15 protein-coding genes are annotated in these 10,032 nt (G+C 61.9%); 9 read left to right on the forward strand and 6 right to left on the reverse strand.

Annotated features, from left to right (window positions below; genetic code table 11):
- Positions 1 to 15 precede the first annotated feature (15 nt).
- Genes SynA1544_RS09810 through SynA1544_RS09820 form a run of 3 tightly spaced genes read left to right on the forward strand, consistent with a single transcriptional unit; the run spans position 16 to position 1,356 of the window.
- The gene (locus tag SynA1544_RS09810; protein WP_186513293.1) at positions 16 to 624 is read left to right on the forward strand and encodes a PCC domain-containing protein; all 609 of its coding nucleotides are present in this window, start codon (positions 16 to 18) and stop codon (positions 622 to 624) included.
- Positions 602 to 856, forward strand: a complete 255-nt coding sequence (locus tag SynA1544_RS09815; protein WP_186513295.1) for a DUF6737 family protein — start codon at positions 602 to 604, stop codon at positions 854 to 856. Before SynA1544_RS09810 ends, SynA1544_RS09815 begins: the two co-directional genes overlap by 23 nt.
- On the forward strand, positions 853 to 1,356 hold the full coding sequence (locus tag SynA1544_RS09820) for a WbuC family cupin fold metalloprotein (RefSeq protein ID WP_186513297.1): 504 nt from the start codon (positions 853 to 855) through the stop codon (positions 1,354 to 1,356). The genes SynA1544_RS09815 and SynA1544_RS09820 overlap by 4 nt, the downstream gene beginning before the upstream one ends.
- Here SynA1544_RS09820 and SynA1544_RS09825 read toward each other — a convergent pair.
- On the reverse strand, positions 1,342 to 1,542 hold the full coding sequence (locus SynA1544_RS09825; protein ID WP_114988545.1) for a hypothetical protein: 201 nt from the start codon (positions 1,540 to 1,542) through the stop codon (positions 1,342 to 1,344). The two genes, SynA1544_RS09820 and SynA1544_RS09825, sit on opposite strands and share 15 nt — an antisense overlap.
- Positions 1,543 to 1,585: 43 nt before the next feature.
- On the reverse strand, positions 1,586 to 3,121 hold the full coding sequence (locus tag SynA1544_RS09830; protein ID WP_186513299.1) for an NAD(P)/FAD-dependent oxidoreductase: 1,536 nt from the start codon (positions 3,119 to 3,121) through the stop codon (positions 1,586 to 1,588).
- 44 nt (positions 3,122 to 3,165) lie between these two features.
- Here SynA1544_RS09830 and SynA1544_RS09835 point away from each other — a divergent pair, with 44 nt between their 5' ends.
- The gene (locus SynA1544_RS09835; RefSeq protein ID WP_186513308.1) at positions 3,166 to 3,705 is read left to right on the forward strand and encodes a rhomboid family intramembrane serine protease; all 540 of its coding nucleotides are present in this window, start codon (positions 3,166 to 3,168) and stop codon (positions 3,703 to 3,705) included.
- Between the two features lie 44 nt (positions 3,706 to 3,749).
- Here the strand turns inward: SynA1544_RS09835 and SynA1544_RS09840 are convergent, their stop codons facing one another.
- Positions 3,750 to 4,481, reverse strand: a complete 732-nt coding sequence (locus SynA1544_RS09840; RefSeq protein WP_115161350.1) for a peroxiredoxin-like family protein — start codon at positions 4,479 to 4,481, stop codon at positions 3,750 to 3,752.
- A gap of 84 nt (positions 4,482 to 4,565) precedes the next feature.
- On the opposite strand from SynA1544_RS09840, the gene SynA1544_RS09845 reads away from it, so the two are divergent.
- The 5 genes from SynA1544_RS09845 (at position 4,566) to SynA1544_RS09865 (ending at position 6,084) form a co-directional block, all read left to right on the forward strand.
- Positions 4,566 to 4,940, forward strand: coding sequence for a hypothetical protein (locus tag SynA1544_RS09845; protein WP_186513310.1), 375 nt, complete (start codon positions 4,566 to 4,568; stop codon positions 4,938 to 4,940).
- 49 nt (positions 4,941 to 4,989) lie between these two features.
- Entirely contained in the window at positions 4,990 to 5,226 is a 237-nt protein-coding gene (locus SynA1544_RS09850; protein WP_186513312.1) for a hypothetical protein, read from the forward strand.
- 108 nt (positions 5,227 to 5,334) lie between these two features.
- Positions 5,335 to 5,532, forward strand: coding sequence for a hypothetical protein (locus SynA1544_RS09855; RefSeq protein WP_255477573.1), 198 nt, complete (start codon positions 5,335 to 5,337; stop codon positions 5,530 to 5,532).
- A gap of 47 nt (positions 5,533 to 5,579) precedes the next feature.
- Entirely contained in the window at positions 5,580 to 5,810 is a 231-nt protein-coding gene (locus SynA1544_RS09860; RefSeq protein WP_255477574.1) for a hypothetical protein, read from the forward strand.
- A gap of 64 nt (positions 5,811 to 5,874) precedes the next feature.
- Positions 5,875 to 6,084 (forward strand): transcriptional regulator, encoded by a 210-nt coding sequence (locus tag SynA1544_RS09865; RefSeq protein ID WP_186513318.1) that lies wholly within the window; start codon positions 5,875 to 5,877, stop codon positions 6,082 to 6,084.
- Here SynA1544_RS09865 and pepN read toward each other — a convergent pair.
- The 3 genes from pepN to SynA1544_RS09880 form a co-directional block, all read right to left on the reverse strand.
- The gene (pepN, locus tag SynA1544_RS09870; RefSeq protein WP_186513327.1) at positions 6,074 to 8,677 is read right to left on the reverse strand and encodes an aminopeptidase N; all 2,604 of its coding nucleotides are present in this window, start codon (positions 8,675 to 8,677) and stop codon (positions 6,074 to 6,076) included. The genes SynA1544_RS09865 and pepN overlap by 11 nt on opposite strands.
- A 175-nt stretch (positions 8,678 to 8,852) precedes the next feature.
- The gene (locus tag SynA1544_RS09875) at positions 8,853 to 9,284 is read right to left on the reverse strand and encodes a cAMP phosphodiesterase (RefSeq protein ID WP_186513329.1); all 432 of its coding nucleotides are present in this window, start codon (positions 9,282 to 9,284) and stop codon (positions 8,853 to 8,855) included.
- Between the two features lie 99 nt (positions 9,285 to 9,383).
- Entirely contained in the window at positions 9,384 to 9,971 is a 588-nt protein-coding gene (locus tag SynA1544_RS09880; protein WP_186513331.1) for a hypothetical protein, read from the reverse strand.
- Positions 9,972 to 10,032: the final 61 nt, after the last annotated feature.

Genomic DNA, 10,032 nt, shown 5'->3' on the forward strand with positions numbered 1-10,032 from the left:
ACTTTTTGAGGCGCCATGCAACCCCTGCCGCTGAAGCTTGCTCCCGGCAGTGATCTGCGCCTCAGCCTCGAAGAACTGGCCCAACGGGGCGGCATCAGCGGCTTTGTTCTCGGTGTGGTCGGCAACCTCACCAAGGCGTCATTTCAGTGCCCCGGCCAGGCCGAGCCCACCGTGCTGGAGGGCGACCTCGAAGTCATCACCCTCAATGGAACCTTTTCCCCTGAGGGCGTGCACCTGCACCTGAGCCTCTCGGATGGAGCCTGCCAGGTGTGGGGCGGCCACCTGGAGCCCGGCACCATCGTGCAGAAGGGCGTCGACCTGCTGATTGGTGTGCTGGAGCAACGCGAAGGCCGCCCCGCGCGCCAAACCGCAGCAGCAGCACCAAGGATCGAGATCGCCGTGCTGCCGGGTTGCCCCTGGTGCAGCCGCGCCCTGCGCATCCTGAGAACCCTGGATCTGCCCCACACCGTCACCACAGTCAACGACGACGCAGCCTTCCACGCCGTGCAGCAGCGCAGTGGAATGACCACCTTCCCCCAGGTGTTCCTCGACGGATCCGCGATTGGTGGCTACGACAACCTCGCCGCCATGCAAGCCGCCGGTGAACTCGACGCCCTCCGCTGATCAGCCGGAGCTGAAGCCTCAGGAACAGCCAAAGTTCTGGTCGCTGAAACCCTGGTGGTGCCAGCCCTGGTCCATCGTGTCCACGGGAGTGCTGTTGGTCGGCGGGTCCTGGACAGTGCTGCATCACCTCTGGATCAGCCTTCCGCTGGCCCTGGGTGTGTTGGCCTGGTGGCTGCTGTTTCTGGTGCTCGTCCCCGCCGCCTACCGGTCGGCAGCGGAGGCGAACCAATGACGTCCTCGCCCTTTCGCCGCATCGACCAGCAGCTGTTCGCCCAGGTTTCCGCCGAGGCCCGGCAGCACCCCCGCCTGCGCCTGAACCACAATTTCCACCGGGAGCAGGATTCGGTTCAGCGCTTCCTCAACGTGCTGCAGCCCGGCACCTATGTGCGGCCCCACCGCCACCGGCGCAACGGTTCCGGCACAGGCTTCGAATGTTTCCTGGTGCTGCAGGGCGCCATCGGACTACTGCTGTTCAACAGCGAGGGCGAGATCCAGGAGCAGCTCCATCTCAGCGCCAAGGGGCCCACCCACGGCATCGAGATTGCAGAAGATCAGTTCCACACCCTGGTGGCCCTGGAGGCCGACAGCGTGATTTTCGAGCTGAAACAGGGGCCCTACCAGCCCGCTCAAGACAAGGACTTCCTCAACGGCTTCCCTCAGGAGGGAAAACCAGAAGCCACCAGGCAGGAGGCGCAGTGGCGTGAGCTGCTCTCAGAATCAGGCCTGGCGTGAGGCTTCACGGGAGCGCTGCTTCTCATCCAGCAATTCCCCTTCCAGCTGCTCGATCAAACGACTCACCAACGCCTGAAATTCCGGCTGGCAACCACGAAACGCCGCTTTGTGACGGATCGGCTCGTTGCGCATGCGCAGATCCGTGAGCATCAGCTGCAGCGAATCGATCCGGGCGTTGGAAGTCATGAACTGCGTCGGCGTTCCAAAAGGAGGTTATGACGCAGCTGCTTCAAAGCTCCAGCTCCCGCAGCAGACTGTTTTGCGTCTCCCGGCCGAGGACGGCATGGGCCGCCATGGCACCACTCGCAGCGACGGGGGGGATGCCGATCCCGGGGAAGGTGCTGGCACCACACAGCCAGAAATTGGCCAGGGGCGTCGTCACGCCAGGGAAGAGACCTTCCGCCGCTGACAGGGCAGGGCCATAACTGCCCTGATGAACATTGAGGAAATGGCTGTGGGTCAGCGGCGTTCCCTCCATGATCAGCTCACAGCGGTCGCGGATGTCGGGAATACGGCGTTCCAGCACCCGCCAGAACACAGCACATCGCTCCTGTTTTCTCTGCTGATACGCCGCGCTGTCGCGCTCCAGATCAGCCCAGAGCTCCCAGGGTTCGCTGGCCGGTGTGTAGGCATGCAGCACATGGCGACCGGCCGGCGCCATCGAGGAATCCAACACCGACGGAATCGACAACACCACCGCATTGCGCTCGGCGTCGATCCCACGCTCCCAGTCATCCACCCAGACGGTGTGGATCGGCAGATCCTCCAGCCCCGTGGCATCAAAGCCCAGATGCAGATGCAGGAAGCCGTTGCAGGCCGGCGTGGCCTGGCGCTGACGCTGCCACTTCGGCGCCACAGACTCCGGCAGCAGAGCAAGGGTGGACCAGATGTCGGCATTGCAGATCACCTGCCGCGCCGCAATCTGCGTTCCATCGGCCAACGTCACACCCACCACACGATCCCCCTCCACCCGCAGCTGCTGCACCGCCTTGCCGGTGTGCAGGCTGCCGCCGTGAGCTTTCAAGCCACGCACCAAGGCCTCAACCACCGCTGCACTGCCGCCAACGGGATAGTCGAGATGGGCATCCGGCTCAAACCACTCGCCGAACAGCGTGGCCATGGCCGCCGCGTTGGTGTCACCCATCGGCATGCCGCTGATCAGGAAGGAGAGCAGATCCACCCAATGGCGCAGGAAAGGATCGCTGAGGTGACGATCCACCAGCGGCCCAAAAGAACCGGAGAGGTGACGCATCGCCGCAAGGTGCGGCAACAGACGTCCGCCGCGCTTCAGCAGTTGCGCCATGCCATCCACCCCAGGCCGCAGGGCCAGCAAGGGCAGAGCATCGGCAGCGGCGGCAATCGGCTGCAGCGCCTCCACAAAACGCCGCCATTCGGCAGCCACCTCGGGGCCGCGCAGGCTGCGCACCACAGCCTCAAAGTCGTCGTGCCCAACGGCAATGCGCAGATCCCCTTCCGGCAACAGCACATCCCAGCTGCGATAGGGAATCACCTCCAAGGTCTGCCCCAGCGCGCGCAGCACCTGGGCCAGGGGATTGCTGCTGGGCCAACGCCCCAGGCCACTCCAGAGGGATGGACCGGATTCGAAGTGATACCCCTGGCGTTGAAAGCCATGGGCGGCTCCACCGGGTTGGTGATGGGCTTCCAGCACCAGCACCTCCCGGCCGGCGCGGGCACACAACCCTGCGGCACACAGTCCACCGATGCCGCTGCCGATCACCAGAACGTCGACGTCGCTTCTGATCATCCGTTGAGCGTCCGCGCCATCATTGTGGTCATTGGCGCAAGACGATGCGCACTCGACTGCTGCTTCCCCTGCTGATCCTGGCCTTGGCCTGGGGGCAGGAGCTGATCGACCAACTGCTGTTTGCGGGGCAGTGGAACCTGCCGATGGGGCCGGATCAACCGTGGTGGGGGGTGATCACAGCGCCATTCAGCCATGCCGGCTTCGGGCATCTGATCTCCAACAGCCTGGCGTTTCTGCCCCTGAGCTGGCTGGTGCTCAGCCGGGGGATGCGCGATTACCTGAGCGTCTGGCTGTCGGTGCTGCTGATCAATATTCCGGTGGCCCTGTTCTGGCCTTCCCGCAGCCATGGACTCTCGGGCGTGGTGTACGGACTGCTGGGCTACTTGCTGCTGATCGGCTGGCTGGAACGCCGCATCCTCTCCATCGCTCTGGGCTTGGTGGCGTTCTGGCTTTACGGCTCAGCCCTGATCGCTCTGATTCCAGGTGTTTCGCCCGCTGGCGTCAGCTGGATCGGCCACAGCGCAGGGTTCATTGGCGGCTTGGTGGCGGCTCTTGCGGTGTATCGCGAGCCCACTGTCAGGTGAAGACAGCCAATTGAAGACGGCCAGTTGAAGACAGCCGGTTGAGCTCAGCCCTGGGCCAGAACCTCATCGAGAAACGCCAAGGGACGTTCCATGGTGGCGGAGTAGCCGAGCAGGCTTTGATCGCGGTGGCAATAGATCACGCTGTCATCGGCGTCGAGCAGCACGGTGGCGCCGCGCTGGGTGATGTAGTCGTCACAGGGCACGTAGGTGCGCCAGTTGCGGAGCACTTCATTCATGTTGCGCAAACGCTTGGTGGCGAGCTCAAACGGTCGCTGGAACCCGGCACCACCGGCCCGGCGGAACAGAGCCCCCCGAAAGCGCGGCAAAGGAAAGGCTTCAACCCACTCCTCGTCATCGAAGATCTGGGCCGCCGAGCGATCTCCGGTGTAACCGCGCAGAACCTCGCGCAGGGTGCCCGGCGAGCCCACGCCGGCGCACATCAGCAGAAAACCAGGCCAGGGCCCACCGGGGAGCTTCAAGCCGGCCTCCAACCCCAGGGCCTGATGCAACTGGGGTGATGGATCGGCGATCAGCTGCTGCAGGGGAAAACCGGTGAAGGCCGCAAAGCGCTCAGCACTGGCGGCGTTGCCGATGCCGAACAGCTGAACCTTGACCCCAAGCGCCGCCAACTGGGGAAGCCTCGGCAGCAGCACTTGGGCGTATTCGATCGAGTCGAAATCCCCCAGCTGGCCCTGCACAACAACAAGGCGCTTACAGCCGCTCTCCATGCCGGCAACTCCGGCAAGCCGTTGCAGCAGTGGGTCGAGTGGGATCATCCCGACAGGCTGACATTTCGCCTCCGAAAACGTGGATGGCGCTTGCGCACCGCCTGAGAGACTCAAATCAAAGGCAAGAAGCAGGTGGGCAAAAAATCTGGCTTCACAAGTGCTGAGATCGAGGAGATCAAGCGTCTGTATCTGCAGGAAGGGCGATCGATCCTGCAGATCCCCAAGATCCTGGGCAAAGGCAGTGAAAACTCCGTGCGCAACGCCCTGCACAAGGCCCGGGTGAAGCATGCGCCGGAGGAACGCACCAAGCTGGAGCGATTCAAGCCCGATCAAGTTTTTGGCAACATCACCCTGTTAAAGCGACTCAAAAAAGCGAAAAAACTGAAATTCCATGCTCGCTGCTCCTGCGGCTACGAATTTGATGTGGACCCATTCCGGCTGACGCTGCCGCAACACCACAAAGACAGGATTGCTGCATGCCAACGCTGCAGCAATCCGCAAACCTGACTGCAGCCGACGTGACGGCATAACGCTGCAGAATCGGCACAATGGCGCGATGAGACTTCTGATCACAGTCCTGATCGCGTCCAGTGCTTTGGCCTGGCCGGCAAAGAGTGCGGAACCGATCCCCCTCGTGGTGGTTCCCTTCAATGCCGCATGGGGGTCGCAACGTCTTCCCGTTCAGCCCGCAGCGTTGTTGCCGCCACCTCCAATCCCTGGTCCGACTCCAGCCAGCAAACCCGACGCTGAACCAAGGCCGCAACGCCAACGCTGGTGCCGGGGTGGCTGCTGAACGGGACCAGCTGCTGAACACTGTCGCTGTCACATGGAAGCGTTCTGTGTAAACCGAAAGGAGAAGCACCCCCTTCGGGCCCTAACGATGCGAAACGCGGCGCTGTTGATGGCCAGCCTCCTTCTGGGATCCGTGGCTCTTGCCGGTGGCAAGCGGGCCACAGCCCAAGGGCCGTCCGAGCAGTTCGCCACCGCTGAGGCGATGCGGGTGATCCCGAAAGGGGCAACGATCACCAACACCACCTGCAAAAGCATTGATGTGGGAGCCAGCAGCCGCTATCAGTGCAGCATCATTTACAGCCCCTGAGCTGATCGATGAAAGCCTGGTGTGCTGCGTGTTGGAGCCTGATCCTGTTGGGGATCTCGGCTGCGGGGCGCGCCGAATTTGATCAGTGTCGCCTGATCGATCAGGTTCTGAATCGCCTGGGCAACGCCATGGCCATCAACCGTTTGATCATTGCGGAAGGAAAGGACAGCACGGCTGTCGCTGCGGCAAGTGATTCTCTGGCCGAACAGAACGAGAGCTACCGGCGCACCAAGCGCCAACGCGCCAAAGCCGGCTGCGATGGCTGGCAACGGGACTGACTGGCTGGCTGTATGTCTCACTGGCTCACGCCAGGCAAGCTGGTGAAGCGCTGATCGAGAGACCTTGGCCGTCACCGTCTGCCAGAACTGCGGAAGCCGCCGGTTTCGTGCCGACCGATCCATGGCCGGTCGGCTGGTCTGTCAAAACTGCGGGCTTGCGGCCGGAAGCCGAGCCGCGGGCTCAACGTCCCGGAGCACAGGTCGCAGTAACCGAAAACTCTGGCTGGTGATCCTGCTGGTGGCGGTGATCGTGTTGGTGGTGATCACGTCGTAAGCAGCTGCACCACCTCGGCCGTGTTCGCCGACAGCGGCTTGGACGCCAGCTGATCGATGGCCTCGCGCATGACCTTTTGGCGCTCAGGTCCGTAACTGGCGCAGCGACTGAACACCTTGGCCATCCGTGATGCGGTGATCGGATTGCGGGAATCAACGGCTGCGATTTGCTCCGCCATGAACCGGTAACCACTGCCGTCGATGGCATGGAACGCCTGCACATTGGCGGTGAATCCACCAAGTACGGCGCGGAGGGAATTGGGCGCAAGGGGGTCGAAACGCGGATGCTCCAAAAGCTGCTGCACCCGCTCCAGAGCGTTGGACCTGGGTGCCGATGCTTCCATGGCAAACCATGCGTCAAGGATCACGGGCTTGTCTTTCCAACGCTCGTAAAACAGCGCCATCGCCTGCTCACGCTCAGCACGCTCAAGCGGCAGCAACGCCCGCAGCGCTCCCCGCGCCAGGGTCATCGAAGGGCCAGAAACCGCTGCCAACGCTTCCGCCTGAACCGTGGTGTGGCCCGCTGCAGCAAGCCAGCGCCAGGCCAATGCCGTGAGGGCACGGCCGCCCTGACCAGCCGGCCAAGCCAGGGTCCAGTCAGCCCGGGTCAACTCCAGCAGGCTACGCAGGGACGTCTGCAATTGAACGCCCATCTCCTGGGTCCATGCCCGGAAGGCTTGATCCAGCGCCAGCGGATCCACCGGGGATTGCAACGCCTCCAGTTCCGCCATGCCGGGCAGCGCCAGCAGCGCCGCCAGATCCATGCCATCACCACCGTCGTAGGCGCAGATCCGCTGATCGAGGGCCTGGATCAGCGCCGCTTCCACGGCAGGCTTCGGCTGGTTTTCTGCCCGCGCCAACAGCACCTGGCGTGCCAGGCGCTGGGCCGCATCCCAGCGGCAGAACGGGTCATCATCAGACGCCAACAGCTGCAGGCACTCCTCCAGCGGCTGCTCGAGACGCACGTGCACCGGCGCCGAGAAGCGGCGCAGCACCGAAAGGGCAGGGGGGGTGTCGCCGGGCTGGCCCTGCAGGGTGATGCTGGCGCGCTCAGCCTCCATCACCAGCAGCTGCTCCTCACCAACACGGCCTTGCTTCCCCACCAGGGCCATAGCAACCGGCAGCACCAGGGGCTGTTTGTCCGCCTGCCCCGGCGTCGGAGGCGTCGCCTGGTGCAAGTCCACCGTGAGCTCACCCGATTCGGGGTTCCACTGCCGATCAATGCTGAGTTCCGGGGTTCCTGCCTGGTGATACCAGCGCTTGAAGCGGTCCAGATCAAAGCCCAGTGGCTCGCCCTGGCTGGTGGCGCCATCAGCGATCGCCTGAACAAAGTCTTCCGTCGTGGCGGCCGTGCCATCGAAACGTTGCACGTAAACCTCCATTCCCTTCATGAACCGCTCGGGTCCCAGCAGGGTGCGCAGCATGCGGATCAATTCCGCACCTTTTTCATAGATGGTTGTTGTGTAGAAGTTATCGATCGCCTGGTATTCCGCTGGCTTTACCGGGTGCGCCGTGGGGCCAGCGTCCTCACGAAATTGGGTGTTGCGCAACATCGCCACATCCTCAATGCGCTTCACCGCCTCCGAATGCAGAGCTGCGGTGAAGCATTGATCACGGAAAACCGTCAGGCCTTCTTTGAGCGACAGCTGGAACCAATCCCGGCAGGTGATGCGATTTCCACTCCAGTTGTGAAAGTATTCATGGGCAATCACACTTTCGATGCGTTCAAGCTCAGCATCAGTGGCTGTTTCCGCATCAGCCAGAACAAGCTTTGAGTTGAAAATATTCAGACTCTTGTTCTCCATCGCGCCCATGTTGAAGTGACGGACGGCAACGATGTTGTATTCATCAAGGTCGTATTCAAGGTTGTAAACCGATTCATCCCACTGCATGGATCGCTTTAATGAAGCCATGGCGTGGGCCGTGAAGGGTTCATCCCCCTCCTCCACATGCAATCGCAGGGTGACTTGCCGGCCCGAAGCCGTTGTGTAGTGATCACGAATCTCTCTGAGGTCCCCGGCCACCAGGGCGAACAAATAGGAGGGCTTGGGGAAGGGGTCATCCCAGGTAACCGCATGACGATCAGCGCCAACGGATTCCTCCCGAACAGCATTGCCATTGCTCAGCAGCACGGGGCAGCTGCTGCGGTTGGCCTCAATCCGCACCTGCCATCGGCTCAGCACATCCGGACGATCGGGGTGCAGGCTGATGCGCCGGAATCCCTCAGCCTCGCACTGGGTGCTCAGCAGACCACCACTGGCATACAAGCCTTCGAGTGAACTGTTGGAGTAGGGGTCTAGACGACAACAGGTCTCCAGCACAAACGGCTGGCCCGGCACGTCGGGGATGGTGAGACGTCCGTCGTTGAAGCTGTAATCCTCGGACTGCAAAGGCGTCTGATCGATCGCCAGGGATTCGATGGCCAGATCGATTCCGCACAGCACCAGGGGCTCTCCAGGTCGCCGCGGCTCAAGGCTGAGCCTGGAGGTCACGACGACATGGTCGCTGTGAATGTTGACGTTCAGGGCGATGGCGGGGAGCTCAAACGCCCATGGCGTGTAGTCCGCCAGACGAATCGAAGCAGCAGCAGTCATGGCCTAACAACGCGAGCACGGAGTGATCCTGACGGACGGACCTCAAAACCGAGACGTTTCAGCCAAGGCGCCGGCCATGAGGCAAGCAACGGCATCAGAGCAGAGGAACAGACACAAAAAAAACGCCTGACCTCAACAGGCCAGACGTTTTCGATCGATAGAGCCTGGGAAGATCTTATTTTTTCGAGGACTTCAACGAAGCAGCAGCTTTTTCAAAGCGTGCTTTTTCTGCAGCGGGGACTGATTTAGGACAGAACTTCAGCGCTCCGCCAACGATCATGAATCCCGCATTGTTGAGAAATTGCTTCTCAGGCAAGGGGTCTTTGGTGCCGGGAAGCAAACCACCGTGCTTGCCGTAAATCACATGCAACTGACCAGCGAGAGCCACGGCCAGAGACTTGCTGAAATCGATCTTCTGCGCCCTTGCCTCACAGAAAGTGGCAATCGACATCACGCCATAGGTGTTGATCTCCATGGCTGTGGCCGGGGTGGGCTTGTCCTTGGCGGCCTGAGCCAGAGCCGTCGCCGGTGACAGCAAGGGGGCAGCCAACACGAGAGCTGCGGCAGCGAATGAACGACGAATCACCTTGGGTTCCGGCAGCGTCAAATTTTTCGAAACTTACCGCCCATGCCAAAGCCGGCCGGAGCTCAGGCGCGGTTGTTGAACTGGGCCATCAGCGCAACGGCGCCGTTCAGTCGTCCTCGATCAATCGTCTTCGATCGGTGGCAGGGGGTCGGACATTCGAATCTCATGGTGATGCTCAACGATCGAGAGATCACCGTTCTCCCAGCTGTAGATGGCGCGGTAGCGGTAGCGGTCCTGATCGACAAGGCGAATGTGCTCAAGGATGTCCCACTGCTGGTAGTGGGATTCGAGGATGGTTTCGTGCTCATCAACCTGACGCAGCCGGGTGCGCACCGGGTCTCCCGTCAAATAACCACGACTTCTTTGGAGTTGATGGCCCCACAGCGTGGCTTCCATCACGCCAGTGCGCTCAAACCAGGGCTTTCGCGCAAAAAATTCGTCGGAATGCTGGTCGTTCTGGTCGGACCACCAAGTGAAGCGGTAGCGGCTCTCTCCCGCCTCGGGGTGCGCAAAGGCCTCCATCTTCAGGTTCATGTCCAAGTGGAGAACCTGGTCGTCACTGAAGGTGTATTGGCGCCGGGAACGCCACAAACCCAGATTGCGACTGAACCAGCGGCGCAGGTTGCTGTCGACCTCAATCGTTGGACGAGCAGCCACTCCGCCGGGAACGGTCAGAGGAACACGGTTTTGCGCGGAAAAGAGCGACATGGACCGCGTCGATGACGCAACGGAGTATTCCTCTTCGTCTTAGCGCTGATGGCGGTTCAGT

The sequence above is a fragment of the Synechococcus sp. A15-44 genome (genome assembly GCF_014280115.1).
In the GTDB taxonomy this organism is placed as follows: Bacteria; Cyanobacteriota; Cyanobacteriia; order PCC-6307; family Cyanobiaceae; genus Parasynechococcus.

Bases quoted from the DNA above. Each gene is read 5' to 3' on its own strand.
- SynA1544_RS09840 (WP_115161350.1), bottom strand. From the start codon at position 4,481: ATGATCCCACTCGACCCACTGCTGCAACGGCTTGCCGGAGTTGCCGGC.
- SynA1544_RS09825 (WP_114988545.1), bottom strand. From the start codon at position 1,542: ATGACTTCCAACGCCCGGATCGATTCGCTGCAGCTGATGCTCACGGAT.
- pepN (WP_186513327.1), bottom strand. From the start codon at position 8,677: ATGACTGCTGCTGCTTCGATTCGTCTGGCGGACTACACGCCATGGGCG.
- SynA1544_RS09850 (WP_186513312.1), top strand. From the start codon at position 4,990: ATGAGACTTCTGATCACAGTCCTGATCGCGTCCAGTGCTTTGGCCTGG.
- SynA1544_RS09835 (WP_186513308.1), top strand. From the start codon at position 3,166: ATGCGCACTCGACTGCTGCTTCCCCTGCTGATCCTGGCCTTGGCCTGG.
- SynA1544_RS09830 (WP_186513299.1), bottom strand. From the start codon at position 3,121: ATGATCAGAAGCGACGTCGACGTTCTGGTGATCGGCAGCGGCATCGGT.
- SynA1544_RS09810 (WP_186513293.1), top strand. From the start codon at position 16: ATGCAACCCCTGCCGCTGAAGCTTGCTCCCGGCAGTGATCTGCGCCTC.
- SynA1544_RS09880 (WP_186513331.1), bottom strand. From the start codon at position 9,971: ATGTCGCTCTTTTCCGCGCAAAACCGTGTTCCTCTGACCGTTCCCGGC.
- SynA1544_RS09855 (WP_255477573.1), top strand. From the start codon at position 5,335: ATGGCCAGCCTCCTTCTGGGATCCGTGGCTCTTGCCGGTGGCAAGCGG.
- SynA1544_RS09820 (WP_186513297.1), top strand. From the start codon at position 853: ATGACGTCCTCGCCCTTTCGCCGCATCGACCAGCAGCTGTTCGCCCAG.